At 35.4% G+C, this 17,345-nt stretch carries 22 protein-coding genes; 4 read left to right on the top strand and 18 right to left on the bottom strand.

The window, feature by feature from the left end; all coding sequences use genetic code 11:
• Window positions 1-9: 9 nt before the first annotated feature.
• The 8 genes from atpA to CDO51_RS02220 are packed head-to-tail and all read right to left on the bottom strand — an operon-like array spanning window position 10 to window position 4,843.
• Window positions 10-1,536 (bottom strand): F0F1 ATP synthase subunit alpha, encoded by a 1,527-nt coding sequence (gene atpA / locus CDO51_RS02255; RefSeq protein WP_089022674.1) that lies wholly within the window; start codon window positions 1,534-1,536, stop codon window positions 10-12.
• A gap of 11 nt (window positions 1,537-1,547) precedes the next feature.
• A complete protein-coding gene (gene atpH, locus CDO51_RS02250) occupies window positions 1,548-2,087 on the bottom strand; it encodes an ATP synthase F1 subunit delta (protein WP_089022673.1) in 540 nt (179 codons plus the stop codon).
• Entirely contained in the window at window positions 2,084-2,572 is a 489-nt protein-coding gene (gene atpF / locus CDO51_RS02245; RefSeq protein ID WP_089022672.1) for a F0F1 ATP synthase subunit B, read from the bottom strand. Before atpF ends, atpH begins: the two co-directional genes overlap by 4 nt.
• Before the next feature lie 32 nt (window positions 2,573-2,604).
• Window positions 2,605-2,856 carry an ATP synthase F0 subunit C gene (atpE, locus tag CDO51_RS02240; RefSeq protein WP_089022671.1) on the bottom strand — a complete coding sequence of 84 codons (252 nt, stop codon included), beginning with the start codon at window positions 2,854-2,856 and terminating at the stop codon, window positions 2,605-2,607.
• 59 nt (window positions 2,857-2,915) lie between these two features.
• Complete coding sequence (atpE, locus tag CDO51_RS02235) at window positions 2,916-3,464, bottom strand: ATP synthase F0 subunit C (RefSeq protein WP_089022670.1); 549 nt, start codon at window positions 3,462-3,464, stop codon at window positions 2,916-2,918.
• Window positions 3,465-3,522: 58 nt separating this feature from the next.
• Entirely contained in the window at window positions 3,523-4,173 is a 651-nt protein-coding gene (atpB, locus tag CDO51_RS02230) for a F0F1 ATP synthase subunit A (RefSeq protein WP_089022669.1), read from the bottom strand.
• A 53-nt stretch (window positions 4,174-4,226) separates the two neighbouring features.
• On the bottom strand, window positions 4,227-4,631 hold the full coding sequence (locus CDO51_RS02225) for an ATP synthase subunit I (protein WP_158212277.1): 405 nt from the start codon (window positions 4,629-4,631) through the stop codon (window positions 4,227-4,229).
• Window positions 4,628-4,843: a hypothetical protein gene (locus tag CDO51_RS02220; RefSeq protein WP_143824660.1), complete on the bottom strand. Its 216-nt coding sequence runs from the start codon at window positions 4,841-4,843 to the stop codon at window positions 4,628-4,630. Before CDO51_RS02220 ends, CDO51_RS02225 begins: the two co-directional genes overlap by 4 nt.
• A gap of 330 nt (window positions 4,844-5,173) precedes the next feature.
• Between CDO51_RS02220 and sdaAB the strand changes: the two genes are divergently transcribed.
• Together sdaAB and sdaAA are read left to right on the top strand one after the other, a co-directional pair.
• The gene (sdaAB, locus tag CDO51_RS02215; protein ID WP_089022666.1) at window positions 5,174-5,839 is read left to right on the top strand and encodes an L-serine ammonia-lyase, iron-sulfur-dependent subunit beta; all 666 of its coding nucleotides are present in this window, start codon (window positions 5,174-5,176) and stop codon (window positions 5,837-5,839) included.
• 16 nt (window positions 5,840-5,855) lie between these two features.
• Window positions 5,856-6,764: an L-serine ammonia-lyase, iron-sulfur-dependent, subunit alpha gene (sdaAA, locus tag CDO51_RS02210; protein WP_089022665.1), complete on the top strand. Its 909-nt coding sequence runs from the start codon at window positions 5,856-5,858 to the stop codon at window positions 6,762-6,764.
• On the opposite strand, the gene wecB is transcribed toward sdaAA, so the two are convergent.
• The 7 genes from wecB to CDO51_RS02175 all read right to left on the bottom strand — a co-directional run bounded on the left by wecB (window position 6,765) and on the right by CDO51_RS02175 (window position 12,672).
• Window positions 6,765-7,943: a non-hydrolyzing UDP-N-acetylglucosamine 2-epimerase gene (gene wecB, locus CDO51_RS02205; RefSeq protein WP_089022664.1), complete on the bottom strand. Its 1,179-nt coding sequence runs from the start codon at window positions 7,941-7,943 to the stop codon at window positions 6,765-6,767.
• Window positions 7,933-8,388: a deoxycytidylate deaminase gene (locus CDO51_RS02200; RefSeq protein ID WP_089022663.1), complete on the bottom strand. Its 456-nt coding sequence runs from the start codon at window positions 8,386-8,388 to the stop codon at window positions 7,933-7,935. Before CDO51_RS02200 ends, wecB begins: the two co-directional genes overlap by 11 nt.
• Entirely contained in the window at window positions 8,385-9,014 is a 630-nt protein-coding gene (upp, locus tag CDO51_RS02195) for a uracil phosphoribosyltransferase (RefSeq protein ID WP_089022662.1), read from the bottom strand. The genes CDO51_RS02200 and upp overlap by 4 nt, the downstream gene beginning before the upstream one ends.
• 152 nt (window positions 9,015-9,166) lie before the next feature.
• Window positions 9,167-10,405 carry a serine hydroxymethyltransferase gene (locus CDO51_RS02190; protein ID WP_089022752.1) on the bottom strand — a complete coding sequence of 413 codons (1,239 nt, stop codon included), beginning with the start codon at window positions 10,403-10,405 and terminating at the stop codon, window positions 9,167-9,169.
• Between the two features lie 22 nt (window positions 10,406-10,427).
• On the bottom strand, window positions 10,428-10,886 hold the full coding sequence (rpiB, locus tag CDO51_RS02185; protein ID WP_089022661.1) for a ribose 5-phosphate isomerase B: 459 nt from the start codon (window positions 10,884-10,886) through the stop codon (window positions 10,428-10,430).
• Between the two features lie 223 nt (window positions 10,887-11,109).
• The gene (locus tag CDO51_RS02180) at window positions 11,110-11,577 is read right to left on the bottom strand and encodes a low molecular weight protein arginine phosphatase (protein WP_089022660.1); all 468 of its coding nucleotides are present in this window, start codon (window positions 11,575-11,577) and stop codon (window positions 11,110-11,112) included.
• A gap of 36 nt (window positions 11,578-11,613) precedes the next feature.
• Window positions 11,614-12,672 carry an L-threonylcarbamoyladenylate synthase gene (locus CDO51_RS02175; RefSeq protein ID WP_089022659.1) on the bottom strand — a complete coding sequence of 353 codons (1,059 nt, stop codon included), beginning with the start codon at window positions 12,670-12,672 and terminating at the stop codon, window positions 11,614-11,616.
• A 152-nt stretch (window positions 12,673-12,824) separates the two neighbouring features.
• On the opposite strand from CDO51_RS02175, the gene larB reads away from it, so the two are divergent.
• Window positions 12,825-13,625, top strand: a complete 801-nt coding sequence (larB, locus tag CDO51_RS02170; RefSeq protein ID WP_089022658.1) for a nickel pincer cofactor biosynthesis protein LarB — start codon at window positions 12,825-12,827, stop codon at window positions 13,623-13,625.
• Window positions 13,618-14,793 carry a nickel pincer cofactor biosynthesis protein LarC gene (gene larC / locus CDO51_RS02165; protein WP_089022657.1) on the top strand — a complete coding sequence of 392 codons (1,176 nt, stop codon included), beginning with the start codon at window positions 13,618-13,620 and terminating at the stop codon, window positions 14,791-14,793. The genes larB and larC overlap by 8 nt, the downstream gene beginning before the upstream one ends.
• A 49-nt stretch (window positions 14,794-14,842) precedes the next feature.
• Here the strand turns inward: larC and larE are convergent, their stop codons facing one another.
• From larE to CDO51_RS02150, 3 genes are read right to left on the bottom strand one after another with little or no spacing between them, the layout of a single operon-like run.
• Window positions 14,843-15,664 carry an ATP-dependent sacrificial sulfur transferase LarE gene (gene larE, locus CDO51_RS02160; protein ID WP_089022656.1) on the bottom strand — a complete coding sequence of 274 codons (822 nt, stop codon included), beginning with the start codon at window positions 15,662-15,664 and terminating at the stop codon, window positions 14,843-14,845.
• The gene (locus CDO51_RS02155) at window positions 15,665-16,867 is read right to left on the bottom strand and encodes a YibE/F family protein (RefSeq protein ID WP_089022655.1); all 1,203 of its coding nucleotides are present in this window, start codon (window positions 16,865-16,867) and stop codon (window positions 15,665-15,667) included. It abuts the gene before it with no gap.
• Window positions 16,868-16,870: 3 nt separating this feature from the next.
• Window positions 16,871-17,317 carry a Fur family transcriptional regulator gene (locus CDO51_RS02150; protein ID WP_089022654.1) on the bottom strand — a complete coding sequence of 149 codons (447 nt, stop codon included), beginning with the start codon at window positions 17,315-17,317 and terminating at the stop codon, window positions 16,871-16,873.
• Window positions 17,318-17,345: the final 28 nt, after the last annotated feature.

The raw sequence follows: 17,345 nt of genomic DNA, 5'->3' as shown, positions 1-17,345 counted from the left end.
AAATTCACTTTATCCTGACAATTCTTTCTCTTCTTTAAAAGCTTTTTTTGCTTTTTCAATCACTTCTCTTAACTTTTCTTTAAACTCATCAGATAATTTCTCACCAGTAGCTATTTCTTTTTTGATGTCTGAATGGTTATCTTTAACGTAATCTAGAAGATAAGATTCAAATTCACTAATCTGTTCAACTTCAATGTCGTCTAATAGCCCATCTGTTGCACTATATATAATCAAGATCTGATCTTCTACTTTCATAGGACTATATTGATTTTGCTTTAAAATTTCAAATGTACGTCGCCCACGAGCAAGTTTTTGTTGGGTAGATTTATCTAAATCTGTTCCAAACTGAGCAAACGCTTCTAACTCTCTAAACTGAGCTAAGTCTAAGCGTAATGTTCCGGCAACTTGCTTCATTGCTTTTAACTGAGCAGAACCTCCAACCCTAGAAACTGAAATTCCGACATCAACTGCTGGTCTCTGTCCTGAATAGAATAAGTCACCTTGTAAGTATATCTGCCCATCTGTTATTGAAATAACATTTGTTGGAATATAAGCTGAAACGTCACCAGCTTGGGTTTCAATTATAGGTAGTGCAGTTAAGGAACCTCCACCATTTTCATCACTCAGTTTAGCTGCCCTTTCTAATAAACGAGAATGTAAGTAGAAAATATCACCAGGATAAGCTTCACGACCTGGCGGTCTTCTTAATAGTAGTGAAAGCTCACGATAACTTGCTGCTTGTTTTGACAAGTCATCATAAACTACTAAAACATGTTTACCTTCATGCATAAACTTCTCACCAATACTACAACCAGCATAAGGAGCCAAATAAAGTAGTGGAGCTGGCTCATCGGCAGTTGCAGCAACTACTGTAGTATACTCCATAGCACCGTGCTTCTCAAGAGTATCTACTACTTGAGCTACAGTAGACTTTTTCTGACCAATCGCTACATAAATACAATAAACATCAGAATTTTTCTGATTAAGGATGGTATCGATACCTATGGCACTTTTTCCAGTCCCCCGGTCACCTATGATCAACTCACGCTGACCTCGACCGATAGGAATCATAGAGTCTATGGCTTTTAATCCTGTTTGAAGTGGTTCTTCAACTGGTTGTCTATCGATAACACCAGGTGCTTCACTCTCAACAGGACGGAATTCTGTGGCTTCAATTGGTCCTTTACCATCTCTAGGCTCACCTAATGGGTTAACAACACGTCCAACCATTTCTTCACCTACTGGCACTTCAATGATTCTTCCTGTACGTTTAACCTGGTCGCCTTCTTTAATATGATTATATTCACCTAGAATAACACAACCAATGTTGTCTTCTTCAAGGTTTAAAGCCATTCCATAAACTTCTCCTGGAAACTCTATCATTTCTCCTGCCATAACATTTTCTAATCCGTGCAATCTGGCAATACCATCCCCGATGTATAGTACGGTGCCCACTTCTAATACATCAACATGAGACTGGTAATTTGCAATCTTATCTTTTAACACCGCACTGATTTCATCAGGACGAATACTCATAGGCCTTCACCTCAACTTGTGATAGTTGTCTTTTGTAATTGCTCACGGAGATTATTTAATTGACCTTTTATACTGTAATCAAAGACTTGATCTCCGATCTTCACAACTATTCCTCCAATTATGGATTTATCAATAGTTGTTTCAATCTCTACTTCCCCAGATGAGAGTTCAGATAAAGTTTGGGAAAGTGAATTAATGTCTTCATCATCTAGATTTGTAGCTGTTCTTATCTCACACAACGTAATATTTTGTTCCTCTCTTACCAATCGGCTAAAGCTTTCATACATATCAAATAAATCTTTTTCACGTTTATTATCTATTACAACCATCATAAAATTTTGAAACTCTGGTTCTAGTTGCTCTGTCAGTTCTTGTATCAGTTGCTTTTTTTCATTTATATCCATCAATGGATGACTAACTATTTGAAAAAAATCATCATTATCCGAAATACTTTCGATTAAGGCAGAAAAAGAATCAGAAACTTCAGCTAATCTTTCTTCTTCTTTAGATAGTTGAAATAAAGCTTCTGCGTATCTAGAGGCTATACTCATGATACTCGACCTACCTCTTCAAGATATTTTTTAACTAGCTGTTTTTGTTGTTTTTGATCAATTGTGTCTTGAAGAACCTTTTCTGAAATTTGAATTGTCAAGTCAGATACTTCTGTCTTTAGTGTATCAACAGCCTTTTTCTTTTCTTGTTCAATTTCACTTTTTGCTCTTTCTAACATAGCATCCGCTTCTTCTTTTGCCTCTTTTCTAGCTTCTTTCAGAATTTCTTCTTCGCGTTGGCGAGCCTTTTGAATAATTTCTTGTGCTTCACTTTTTGCACCCTTAAGCTTTTCTTCATACTGCTGTTTTAATTTTTCAACCTCTTCTCTTTCTTGCTGTGCGTGATCTAAGTTTTTCTTGATTTCATTACTCCTATTTTCCATAAAGTCACTAATTGGTTGGAATAAAAAACGCTTTAACAAATAAAACAAAACTAAAATGTTAACAATTGTCATTATAAACGTAATAGCATTAGGATCTACCAAGGTCTTTAGACCCCCTTTCTACAGCATTTCACCTAAAGCAATGGATTCGCAAATAATAGTAATAAAGCTACTACTAATGCGTAAATACCAGTTGTCTCAGCAACAGCAGCTCCTAAAAGCATAGTTCTGATAATATCGCCTTGGGCCTCAGGTTGACGACCAACAGCTTCAGCACCTTTACCAGCAGCAAAACCCTGACCAATTCCTGCACCAATTCCTGCAATCATTGCAAGACCGGCTCCAATTGCACTAGCAGCTGATATTAAAGATTCACCATCAATCATGTTAGACTCCTCCTTATAAATAGATTTCAAATTATTTTACTTAACATAAACCCCGGTTATTATAATAAGGGGTTTGCAAACAAGAGTAATAAGGAAATGACTAAAGCGTAAATACCCGTTGTTTGACCTACTGCTTGCCCTAAAAGCATAACCTTTACAATATTGCCATGGTGTTCTGGGCGTACGCTAACGGTTTCAGCACTTTTCCCTGCTGCAAACCCTTGACCAATACCTGGTCCTATACCAGCTATCATGGAAAGCCCAGCACCTATAACAGAGGCTATTACAACAAGAGCTGCAACTTCAGCCCCGATTAGTGGATTAGCAAACAAGAGTATCAAGGCTACAACTAAGGCAAAAATCCCTGATGTTTCAGCAACTGCAGCTCCAAGTAACATTACAACTGTTACTTGTCTTCCTTTAGTCGGATTAGTGCCAACTGCTTCAGCACCTTTCCCTGCTGCAAATCCTTGACCAATACCTGGTCCTATACCAGCTATCATGGCAAAGCCTGCCCCTATTACACTTGCAGCCGCCACAAGAACTGCAATATCAAATTCTAGCAACCATTTTAAAAACGCATTAATAAAATCTAAAGTGCCCTCCACATTTATTTACCTCCTTTCCTGAGAGGTTAAGGAGATCTGGATCTCTAATAATTTTAAACTAGTCTTTTGCTAAAGAAATGTAAGTCATAGTAAGCATAACAAAGATAAAAGTCTGAATGATCCCTGCAAAAATATCAAAATACATATGTGGTAAAATTGGAATCAAAATTGGTGCAAATGAGTAAATCAGATACATAATGATAAATGCACCTACCATATTACCAAATAAACGAAAAGCAAGTGAAAAGGGTTGTGCTATTTCACTAACTAAGTTTAATGGAAGTAAAAATGGCATTGGTTCTAAAAAACCCTTTAGATAACTACCTACGCCTTTCGCTTTCATACCAGAGAAATGTATTAAAACGAAAGTGATAAAAGCGAGACCAAAAGTAGTATTAACATCTGCTGTAGGTGGTCGTACCATAATCAGGCCAGTTAGGTTAGCAATAGCTAAATACAGAGTTAAAGTTCCCATATAGGGTAAAAATCCTCGATTTTCTTTTCCCATGGTACTATCTACAAGCCATAATATTCCTTCGTATACTGCTTCCATGAAGTTTTGTAAACCTGATGGTATCTTTTGAAGATTCCTAGTTGTGATTATTGAAACTAATACAAGTAATGCCATGATAATCCACGATGTAATGATCGTTTCTGTAATTGTAATACCAAAGAGATCAAATTCAGCAGGGGAAAAATCCGTATCCACTTACAGACCTCCTTTCTGCGCCAGTAGCGCCATGATAATTGAGTTTTATCAAATTATTCAATTTTATTAGAATTGCTTTCCCGGTGGTCTTTTTTTAAATATTCTAAAATTACATGGTCCCAAAAAATAACCGCCTTGGGCAACAATAAGGCTAAGATTGCACCTAAAATATGCATGTCTTCTCTCATAGCTGCTATATATAATGCTATAAATAAAATAGTAAATCTAATAAAAAAGTGTAATACAGTATAAACCTTAGCTTTAGTTGATGTAAAGCTGACAGACTTTTCAATAGTTTTAGATAATAAAAGCCAATTTAATATAGCTAATATTGTTCCAAATAAAAACCCAAAGGCAAAGGAACCATAACCTAATAAGAATAACGCAATTACTACAATTACTCCAACTAGTAATGCTTTTTTAATCACTTGTATTTTCAAATTTAATACTTGTTTCATAACCGCCACCATTTCATTAGCATTTTATAAGCACTTAATAACCCTCCTAAAAGACCGATAAGAGCCATTACAACAACCAATCCGCCGGGAAAGGCAAATCTTTCCTGCATAAAAGAACCAATAAAAAAAGCGCCTACCACAGGGGTAATGATGACCAAGCCCACTTGGGCCAATACCACTAAATATTTGTAATTTTTCCAGATTTTAATCACCTTCCGTCTTGACACTTACTGCAAATATTAAAAATATTACAAACATTGATAATTAAACACCTTCTTAAGCTATCCTATGTAAATATATTCTACATTTTCTGAAAAAATTCCTCCCAATAAACTAAAGACTGTTTGTAATTTTTCTTCACAAGCATTATCCTTTTTTTCCAGTGCCTTTAACACTTTTATTGTGTAATAATTCACCACTTATCTGGGATTTTTTAAAAAATATATTTACATATTAAAATAAAACTTTTCAAAAAAAGTTAAATAGGTTAAGATACTGCATATAGATATTTCATTATATTCTACTATGAAAGGCGGGATCTTATGAATACAGGTGTGTTTGAAGTACTAGGGCCCATTATGATTGGGCCATCCAGTTCACATACAGCAGGAGCTTGTAGATTAGGCTTAATGGCCAGGCAAATTTTACAGGGTGAACCTGTAAAAGCAACTATCTATTTGCATGAATCATTTCAAAAAACACGAAAAGGCCACGGAACGGAGGTAGCTATCCTTGGTGGAATACTAGGGATAACTCCTGATGATGAACGACTTAGAAAATCAAAAGAAATTTCAATTTCAAAAGGAGTGGAATATCAATTTTTAGAAAAAGAATTAAAGGGTCAACATCCTAATTCTTGTCAGATAAGTTTAACTAGTAAAAATGGAAAACATCTAAGTGTCACTGGTTCGTCCATTGGAGGTGGCCAAATCTCTATCTCTCAAATTGATGACTTTTCTGTGAACCTATCTGGGCAGTATAACGCTATTTTAACTAAACATAAAGACAGACCAGGAATTATAAATAGAGTAACAAAAATGATTTCTAGTAAGGGTATAAATATTGCGTATATGCAAATTTCTCGCACCAAAAAAGGAGATAGTGCCTCTTTGATCGCAGAAACAGATGAACCAATAACTGATAATATTCAAAAAGAATTGGAAAGTCATGATGATATATATCAAGTAAAAGTTATAAGGCCTTTATAAAGAGAGGGGGATTAATATGAACCACAAAAAACAAATAGCTTTCTCTAGCTTAGAAGATTTAGTAGAATTGGCCCATGAGTTTAATCAACCAATCTCTTGGGTAATTAAACAGTATCAAAGTCAGTTATTTGAAAGCAGTATAGAAAGTATAGAAAATCAAATGGAAAAACATATACAAATTATGGAAGATTCTGTTGAAGAAGGGGTAAATAATCCTAAAAGGTCATTAGGTGGTTTAATTGGTGGAGAAGGGAAAAAGTTAAATGAATATGTACAAAACCAAGGGGCTCTAATGGGACCTTTAGGAGGTAAGGCAGTAGCTAGATCACTTGCTGTTTCAGAGGTAAATGCATCCATGGGTAAAGTAGTAGCATCTCCAACAGCTGGAGCTTGTGGGATCTTACCAGGTGTATTATTAACAGTTTTTGAACAACAAAACCAATTACCTAAAGAAAAGCTACATGATGCTTTTTTTACTGCATCGGGAATAGGAATTGTAGTCTCTATGCGCGCAACTTTAGCTGGAGCAGAAGGTGGATGTCAAGCTGAATGTGGTGTCGGTGGAGCAATGGCAGCTGGTGGAGCAGTCGAGCTTTTAGGCGGTTCTCCCGAAATGGTAACAAACGCTGTGGCAATTGCTCTAAAAGGAGTTATGGGATTAGTATGTGATCCTGTAGCAGGGCTTGTAGAGGTACCTTGTCAAAAAAGAAATGCATCCTCTGTTTCCGTTGCTTTATCTTCAGCTGATATGGCTTTATCAGGAATTGAAAGTACTATTCCAGCAGATGAAGTAATAGATGTTATGTATGAGGTAGGTAAAAGTATTCCCCCGGCACTTCGTGAAACAGCCGAGGGCGGCTTAGCTACAAGTCCGACTGGGGAAAAAATCTCTCAACAGTATCAAGAGTCCATGAAAGAAAAATAATTAATCTTGACCCGTCACTAAATAATCTTTAGGGCGGGTATCTATGTTTTTAAAAAAGTAGTCTATAGCATCAACTATTCGTTTAGAGGCATTACCATCTCCATAAGGGTTTTGTCTATTTTTCATTGTATTATAGAATTCTCCATCAGTTAGTAACCTACTAGCATCTTTATATACTCTATCTGTTTCATTTCCTGTTAGAAGTATGGTCCCCTGACGCAAACCCTCAATACGTTCAGTTTTATTTCTCAAAACTAAAACAGGTACACCAAAAGATGGTGCTTCTTCTTGTATACCACCTGAATCTGTTAATATCATATAACTTCGAGCTATTAGATTATGAAAATCTCTAGTTGCAAGTGGGTCTGTTAAAATTATTCGTTCGTGATTACCAAGAATTCTTTCAGCAGGTTCTCTGACAGCTGGGTTTCTATGAACAGGAAATAACACAAAAATTTCAGGAAAGTCATCGACTAGTTTTTTAACACCTTTAAAGATGTTCTCTATAGGTTCACCAAGATTCTCTCTTCGGTGAACTTCTAGAGTAACCAGTTTAGTATCATTGTCTGATGTTAAAGAAGGTAATGCTAGATTAGCAAGTTTTTCATCACTAAATTTGTAATCAGACTGTACAGATGTCTTCAAAGCATCTACTACTGTATTACCAGTTACAAATATATTATCTGTAGGTATACCCTCTGATAACAGGTTGTCACGTGCTCCGACAGTTGGAGCAAAATGTAGATCAGCGAGAGATCCAACTAAATTTCTATTCATTTCTTCTGGAAAAGGAGCATACTTATCCCCTGTTCGTAAACCAGCCTCTACATGACCGATTGGTACTTTATTATAATAAGCAGATAAAGCTGCAGTAAAGGTAGTTGAAGTATCTCCATGTACTAATAAGAGATCTGGTTTTTCTGATGAGATAACTTCATCCATCTTAAGTAAGACATTAGTAGTTATTTCAGATAAACTCTGACGTTTCTTCATTACATCTAAATCCTTATCAGGTTTTATCTGAAATAACTCTAAAACTTGATCAAGCATCTCTCTATGTTGAGCAGTAACAACTACAGAAGAATCCAAGTTTCTAGAATTATCAATAGCATTAACTAATGGTGCCATTTTAATTGCTTCAGGTCTAGTACCAAAAACGCTAACTATTCTATGAGTCATTACTATACCTCCTGATATTAATACCAGCTTCTTGTAATATATCCTGGGACAGCTGGTCAGGGTAATCTCTATCGGTCACTATTTCTTTAACACCAGCATTAATAGCAATTTTAGCACATGAGGAACAAGGATGATCTGTTGTATACAAAACACTATTAAGTGTACTTATACCATGTAAAGCTGCTTGAATGATGGCATTTTGTTCAGCATGAAGTCCTCGGCAAATTTCATGGCGTTGTCCTGATGGAACTTGAAGCTGTTCACGAAGGCAACCAGTTTCACTACAATGACTAACATTTTGAGGGGCACCATTATAGCCAGTAGCCAAAATTCTTCGATCCTTTACTAACACTGCTCCGACTTGACGTCTTAGGCAGGTAGATCTTTTTTTAACTGTACTGGCTATCTCCATAAAATAAGTGTCCCAATTAGGTCTATTAATCATTTCGTTCCGAATAATCTATCACCGGCATCGCCTAGCCCTGGAATAATGTAACCATGTTCATTTAACTTCTCATCAACAGAACAAGTCCAAATATCTACATCGGGATGTGCCTTTTGTAGTTCTTCGATACCTTCTGGTGCAGCATTGATACACATGAATCTAATATTCTTACCACCACGATCTTTAATAAACTGAATACTAGCAACAGCTGAACCACCAGTTGCAAGCATAGGATCCATTACTATAAGCTCTCTTTCATGGATGTCCTGAGGTAACTTACAATAGTACTCTACAGGGTTTAGTGTTTCAGGGTCACGATAAACACCAATATGACCAACTCGAGCAGCTGGGACAATATCCCTTACACTTTCAAGCATACCTAGTCCAGCGCGTAGAATCGGAATTAATCCAAGTTTTTTTCCTGATAATACCTTTGTTTTAGCTGTTGTTATTGGAGTTTCAATCTCTTTTTCTTCAGTCGGAAGCTCTCTCATCACCTCATATGATAACAACATTGAAATTTCACTTACTAGCTCTCTAAAGATCTTAGAACCTGTATGCTTGTCCCGAATAATTGTTAATTTGTGTTGAATTAGGGGGTGATCTACTACATGTAGCTGACTCACTGATAAGGACCTCCTTTTATTTAGTTAATTTTACTTTAATATTTGAAACGGGGTGGGCTGTTAAAGTTGCCCAAACCCCGTTTATCATATCATAATTGTCAAATAATATGAATGGAAAATTTCAAAAAATATTTGGGATTTAAGTGTTATTTTTATCCTTTATAAAGGGGAAATTTATCACATAGTTTTTCTACCTGTTGTTTTGTTTTTTCTAAAACTTTCTCATCGTCAATATTTGTAATTACTTGGTCTAATAGTTCTGCGATTTCTTTCATTTGTTCTTCTTTAAATCCTCGGGAAGTAACAGCTGGAGTTCCTAGACGAAGACCACTAGTTACAAATAGACCTTCAGGGTCATTTGGTACAGCATTTTTATTAACTGTAATATAAACCTCATCTAGAACTTTTTCTGCTTTCTTACCAGTAACTCCCTTTTTCCGCAGATCTACTAACATCAGATGATTATCTGTACCACCAGCTACCAAGTCAAATTCTCTTTTTTGTAGTTCATTAGCTAGCCCCTGTGAATTCTTTAATACTTGCTTTTGATACTCCTTAAAGTCTTTAGATAAAGCTTCTTGAAAACTAACAGCTTTAGCAGCAATGACATGCATCAAAGGCCCGCCTTGTAAACCCGGAAAGATAGCCTTATCTAGCTGTTTCTTATACTCTTCTTTACATAAGATAACTCCTCCGCGAGGTCCTCTAAGGGTTTTATGAGTTGTAGTTGTTACAAAATCTGCATAAGGAACCGGACTTTTATGTAAGCCAGTAGCGACAAGTCCAGCTATATGGGCCATGTCTACCATTAAATAAGCTCCGACTTCATCAGCAATTCCTTTAAACTTAGAAAAATCGATTTCTCTAGGATAAGCACTAGCGCCAGCTACAATTAATTTTGGTTGATGTTTATGAGCTAGGTCCCTTACACGATCAAAATCAATTTGACCTGTATCTTCAACTATACCATAGTGCTGAAAATTAAAGTACTTACCTGAAATATTCACAGGGCTACCATGAGTAAGGTGACCTCCATGATCTAAACTCATTCCAAGTACTGTATCACCAGGATCTAATATAGCTAAGTAAACACCCATATTTGCTGAAGCACCAGAGTGTGGTTGAACATTTGCATGATCAGCACCAAATAATTCTTTAACTCTACTAATTGCTAGCTCTTCTACCTTATCTACAAATTGGCAGCCACCATAATAACGTCGGTTAGGATACCCTTCAGCATACTTATTAGTGAGAATAGTTCCTTGTGCTTCTAGTACTGCAGGTGACACAAAGTTCTCTGAGGCAATTAATTCAATCCCTTTTTCCTGACGCCCTGCCTCTTCCTGAATCCAAGAATAAATAGCTGGATCAACTTTCTTTATATTTTCCATGCTATGCATAATATTTCCCCCTTTAGAAATTTTTATGCTTCTTTTCTATCTCTAAAATTTTATTCACCCTTTTTTCATGACGTCCACCATCAAACTCTGATTCTAGGAAAGTATCCACTACTTTTAATGCTAGCCCCGAGCCAATAACACGCTCTCCCATAGCTAGGACATTTGCATTATTATGTCTTCTAGCCATTTCAGCAGAAAATGTATCATGGCATAAAGCTGCTCTAATTCCTGGTACTTTGTTAGCACTTAACGATATACCTATTCCAGTTCCACAAACTAAAATTCCTAAACTTGCTTCTCCTTCTTTAATACTATCAGCTAATTTAACCGCAAAGTCCGGATAGTCTACAGATTCTAACCCATAGGTCCCTAAATCGTTTATTTGATAACCTTTGTCTTTCAGATGATCAATAACCTTTTGCTTTAAGTTATAACCACCATGATCACTAGCAACACCAATAACCTTTGTCATTTTATATCACCCTTTTCTAATCTAAAATAATCTGCTCACGAAAGAGGTTTTAAAATTCTATTCTTTATGCTAAAAGAGCTGTCATGGAAATAATATCTGAATATAATTTCAGTCTGATAACATTATCATTATATGAACTTTCCTAAAGCTAACGAAGCTGTTACTAGTGGAAACGTCACAAGTAAATAACCATTTATAGCACCAACCCTCTAAAAGAGAGGAACTATCTTATGTTGTCAACAAGATAATTAATTATAACTTCAATAGCAGTGTCTAGCTCATGGTATACTTCCTCATATTGTTCTAAAGTTCCTCCTACAGGATCAGTAACTTCCTTACTACTGAAAACATCTCGATCCACTTTATTAGCATATTCTTTAATCAAATGTACCCGAGAGTTATTATTTGTCATTAAGTTGTTTAGTATAAATTGTTTGTGATCTTCTGTCATAGTTAAAATAAGATCACCTTGATCAACTAGATCTTTAGTAAGAGTTTTTGCCTTATGATCTGCTAAATCTCCACCATATTTTCTAACAACTTCTTGAGCATTGCTTGAAGCAGAAAAACCATCAATAGCAAAAACACCAGCTGATTTAGCCTTAATTTTATAATTTACTGAAAGGGATCTTGCCTTAAGATTAAATATCTCTTCCGCCATACTACTTCTACATGTGTTACCTGTACACACAAATATTACTGTGTAAATATGTGAACCCTCCTCTTTCTATAAAATGCGATCTCTAGCAGCTTTTTTTAGTCTATTCATTAAAGCGGTGCCCATACCTATCTTTGGAAAGGTTCTACAAAATATTATTTCTACACTATTATTATCCATTTCTCTCAGTCCATTATATAAGTTTTTAGCAACTTGATTTAGGTTATCTATGGGGCCTAAATCATACATATATATATGATTTAAGTCAGATAGATTGTCTGTTAAATAAGATTTTAATTCATCTGTTACTAGTACTCCTACACGGTAGTTCTGATTAGAATACTTCTCTACTAATTCTTTAATTTTTTCAAGTAATCTCTCACCCTCACCATCTACTAAAAACAGTTCCCCCTTTGGTGCATAATGACGGTATTTTAAACCTGGTGATTTCGGTGTTTGATCTTGACTTTTTATCTTAGCAGTCGTTTGAAGTAATTCTTTAGTCAGAACACTTTCTAGATCCTCAAAAGTAATCCCCCCAGGTCGCAGTATAGTAAATGGCTTAGTAGACAGATCAATAACTGTTGACTCTAGACCAACACCGGTTTCTCCTCCATCAATAATCATGTCAACACGCCCATTCAAATCAGAATTTACATGTTCAAAAGAGGTTGGACTAGGTCTACCTGATATATTAGCACTAGGTGCAGCAATCGGTAAGTTAGCCTCTCTAATTACAGAAAGAGCTATCGAATGATCTGGCATACGAACTGCTACAGTTTCTAGTCCTCTAGAGACCTCATGTGGTATAGCATCATTTTTTGGAATAATCATAGTAAGTGGCCCTGGCCAAAACTTTTCAGCTAATTGATAGAACTCCTTGGGTGCTATCCCAATCTGGTTTACTTGCTCTAATGAATGAACATGTAAAATTAGAGGATTATCATTTGGTCTCATTTTTGCATCAAAGATTTTTTGTACAGCAGTGGAGCTTAAACCGTTAGCCCCTAACCCATAAACAGTTTCAGTAGGAAAAACAACAGTTCCATTATTTTGTAAAATATCTGAAGCTTTTCTTATAACTTCTAATTCTGGCTTGGATTCATTTACTGACATAATTTCAGTCATTATACCACATCCTTATTCATCGATTTAGGACTTTTTAGCATTTCTTTATATTTCTACAAATAACCTAGATTTCCTGTCGATTGACCTAATTTTATCCATGACATATAATCTTCTTAGGTTTTAGTATTAAGTTTTATATTGAGGTGATAAAATTGGATCAGGATAAAATATTCGAAATTCTAACACAAGTTCAGAAAGGTACAATAACACCAACCTCTGCGTTGAATCAATTGTCTCTAGAATCAACACAGAATGGGTTTCAAGATTTAGTATATGCCAAGATAGATCATGACAGAAGTTCTCGTAATGGTTTTCCTGAGGTGATTTATTGTGAAGATAAAACACCTACTCAAGTTAGTGAAATTTTTTATAACTTAACACTTAAGAATGATAGAGTGCTAGCAACTAGAGCTACTAATAAATGTTATAATCAAGTTATTAAATATGTCCCTCAAGCAAAGTTTAATGAGCTATCAAAAACTATTGTATACCAAAATGATAGTTATAACACAGAGACCAGACATAAAAATTACGGAAAAATTGTAATAGTTTCAGCTGGCACTTCAGATCAGGCTGTAGCAGAGGAAGCTTATGAAACTGCTACAATTATGGGTGCCCCTGTTGATAGAATTTACGATGCTGGAGTTGCTGGAATTCACCGGCTCCTACACTATACAGATAAGCTTTCTAAAGCAAGTTGTATTATAGTAGTGGCTGGAATGGAAGGTGCTTTAGCTAGTGTCGTTGGTGGATTAGTTAAGGTTCCAGTAATTGCTTGTCCCACAAGTGTTGGGTATGGTGCTAATTTTAACGGTGTTAGTGCTTTATTAACTATGTTAAATAGTTGTGCCTCTGGAGTAAGTGTAGTAAACATTAATAACGGTTTCGGGGCTGGTTATCAAGGAGCTCTAATTAGTCAATTAAAAAACGGAGGTGAAGAGGGTAATGACTAAAATTTTATATCTAGACTGTTTTTCTGGTATATCAGGAGATATGTTTTTAGGATTACTTTCAGATTTAGGTGTTTCACTTTCAGAGATTGAAGATGAATTGAAATCATTGCCATTACCTAACTTTTCATTAAAGGAAGAGCGTATACAGTATAATGGTATCACTAGTACAAATCTAAAAGTTGAGGTACCTGAAGAACATCACCACAGAAACCTAGATGATATTCTTGAGATGGTTGAAAATAGTTCTTTTAATGAGCGTATTAAAAACAATACACGAATCATTTTTGAAAAATTAGCTTCTGCAGAAGCCAAGATTCACGGGACAACCCCTAATAAAGTACATTTTCATGAAGTTGGTGGCTTAGATTCTATTATAGATATTGTAGGTTCTGTTATTGGTTTATTTAAGCTAGATGTAGATCAAATATACGCTTCTCCTATACATGTTGGTACAGGTTTTATAAATTGTCAGCATGGAAAGATACCAGTACCTGCACCAGCAACATTAGAATTGTTAAAAGAAGAAAATGTTCCAATTTATTCAGAAGGTGTTTCAGCTGAATTATGTACTCCTACAGGTGCGAGTTTACTTATAAGCTATGTCAACGATTACGGACCACTTCCATCAATGCATGTATCCAAAATTGGTTACGGAGCAGGAAAGAAAAAGCTTACGCACCCTAATTTATTACGTGGAGTTTTAGGATTAAAAAGTTTACATACTCCTAGTAAAACTGATAAAGTTCATTTATTACAAGCAAATATCGATGATATGAACCCTGAACTTTTTTCAGATGTAATGGAAAAATCTTTTGAATTAGGAGCATATGATGTGTTTTTTTCTTCAATACAAATGAAAAAACAACGCCCCGGAGTAACTATTGAAATTCTTTCTCCACCAAATAAAGTAAACCAGTTACGCGAGTTATTGTTAAGACATACAACCACCTTTGGTGTAAGAAGTTGTTTAATGGATAGAGTAAAGCTTACTAAAAAGCAAACTACTATTGAAACACCACTTGGGCCTGCTGATATTAAGTTAGGTATAAAAGATAATCAAACATATAGTTGGAGTGTTGAATATGAAAGCGCTAAAACATTAGCTAAAGAAAATTCTCTACCACTAAAAGAAGTATACCAGATAATTATGAAAAGTTATGTAAGCTAAACTTAACCCCTCACTTTTAGGTGAGGGGTTAATTAATATTTTTCACAAATTATAAGGTTTCATTCATACTTCCTGTTCTATAACCATCCAAATCCAGTGTAATATATTTAAAACCTAACTCTTTTAGTTCTGTAATTATTTTTTCACGACTGTCAATCGCTAATTGTAATTCATCTAGAGATAATTCTAACCGAGCCACTTCACCATGATATCTTAACCTGTATTGAGAAAAACCAAGTTCATCTAACACATCTTCACCGCGTTCAACCTGCTTTATTTTATCTGCACTAAGTTCTTCTCCATAGGGAAATCGCGATGATAGACATGCTTTTGCGGGTTTTTTCCAAGTTATAAGTCCTAATTCTTTTGATAAGTCACGAACATCTTGTTTTGTAAAACCTGCCTCTTTTAGTGGGCTCGTTACCTGTAACTGTGAAGCAGCTTCTAGTCCTGGACGAAAGTCACCACTATCGTCGTAATTAGAGCCATCTAATACATGGGAATAACCTTCTCTAGCTGCGATTTTCCACAACTCCGTAAACAGCTCTTGTTTACAATAAAAACATCTATTGGGTGAGTTTTTACGAAAACCTTCTTTTTTTAATTCATTGGTATAGATAATCTCATGACTTACCCCAATCTTTGCAGCTAATTCTTTAGCATGCTCTAATTCTCTTGTTGGGATTGTTTCTGATGCAGAAGTTACAGCTAAGACATCATTTTTTAATACATCTTTAGTAACTTTTAAAAGAAGTGTACTATCTACACCTCCAGAAAAAGCAACTACAGCACTTCCTTTTTCTTTTAAGTTAACCCACAGTTCTTGATACTTATCTTGTAATTTTTCGGAAAGATTTAAATTAGTTGTCAATTATCTTTTCCTCCTTTTCCCTGAATCGGAAAGGAACAGAAAACCTGCTGCTACAGAAGTCAAAGGTATAACAACTACTAAACCTATAGAACCTGCTAAAGCTCTAATAATTTCTGTTGCCATTAAATCCATATTCATTATTTCAATTAGAGGAGTGTCGTACATTAATAATAATAGTAATAGGGGCATAGCACTACCTGTATACGCTAATACCAAAGTATTTGCCATAGTTCCCATGATATCTTTCCCTACATTCATTCCAGATTTTATTAACTGATTTCTATCTGTGCGTGGATTAGCTTGCACTATTTCATAACTAGAAGAAGCTATACTCATACCTATATCCATTACCGCACCTAATGCACCTATGATAATACCAGCAAATAACAACCCTTGCAAATCTATACTTCCAGTTTCTGCGAAGTGAAGCATTTGAGCTTCTTCACTTGAAAGACCCGTCAGTGAAGCCCGGTTCCCAACAAATAAAGCTAGTGTTCCAGCGACGATTAGACCTCCTACAGTACCAAACAAAGCAACCAAAGTCTTTTTACCTAATCCACCTATAGTGGCTAATGTAACTATAGCGACAAAAGAGCTGATTGCAATAGTTAACCATAAAGGGTTGTATCCTCTTAATATTAAAGGAAGCAGGACATTTACAATCATAAAAAAAGTGAATGCCAAAGTGAGAATAGTTTTTAAACCTGTGACTCCACCTACAATCACCATTAAGACTAAAAAAGCACCAAGCGTATAATAAATATAATGGTCACGAGCAATATCATAAATATCTAATTGAATCAACTTATAATTATCATAACTTGCCATTAAAAGGACTTCATCACCTTCTTCTAAGTGAATATCATAATAAGGGTGGTCGGTTAATAGATTCTCTATTTCATGTATTTCACCTTCATTAGGGCCTGAAGTAATCTCAACTTCTGCCAATTGATATTCAGTGAAAAAATTATCTTCATCTTCGACTCGTTCTTCTACTGATAATACACTACCCCTTATTATCTCTGTATCAACCATGTCTTGGGGCGTTTCTTCAGGTACATCTTGAGGAACTTCTTCAAAATCATTTTCTTGTGGTAGATCTTCTTCACTAGAAATATCCTCTGTAAAACCAACGCTTGTCCCAAAAAAAGTCAAACATAAAATAAATACTAAAACATATCTAAAACACCTTACAACTCCCATCAGTTACTCCCCCTTCTGCTGGCAGTCTTTACAGTATCCATAAAACTGAAGTCTATGATCGTAAATTTTAAACTCTTGTTCTCGTTCAATATTTTCTTCTAATTTAAAAAGAAGATCATCTTTCACTTCTAAAATTGCATCGCATTTTAAACATACTAAGTGGTGGTGATGATGTTCTTTTTCAGTGTGAGTTAATTCATAACGACTTCTACCATCTCCAAAGTTCATTTTATGAATTATTTCTAGTTCTTCTAATAAATCTAATGCTCTATATATTGTTGCAAAACCAATATCAGAATTTTTTTCTTGTGCTAACTGTAAAACTTCTTCTGCACTAAGATGATGATCACTATTTTCAAAAAAAACTTCTAACACAGCTCTCCTTTGAGGAGTAAGTTTATAATCCGTAAAACGGTTTTCAATCTCTTTAATACTAGGCTTATCACGCATTATTTACACCACCTTAAGAAAGTACCGT

It is taken from the genome of Natranaerobius trueperi (genome assembly GCF_002216005.1).
GTDB lineage: Bacteria > Bacillota > Natranaerobiia > Natranaerobiales > Natranaerobiaceae > Natranaerobius_A > Natranaerobius_A trueperi.
This window is presented reverse-complemented; position numbering and strand designations above follow the sequence as displayed.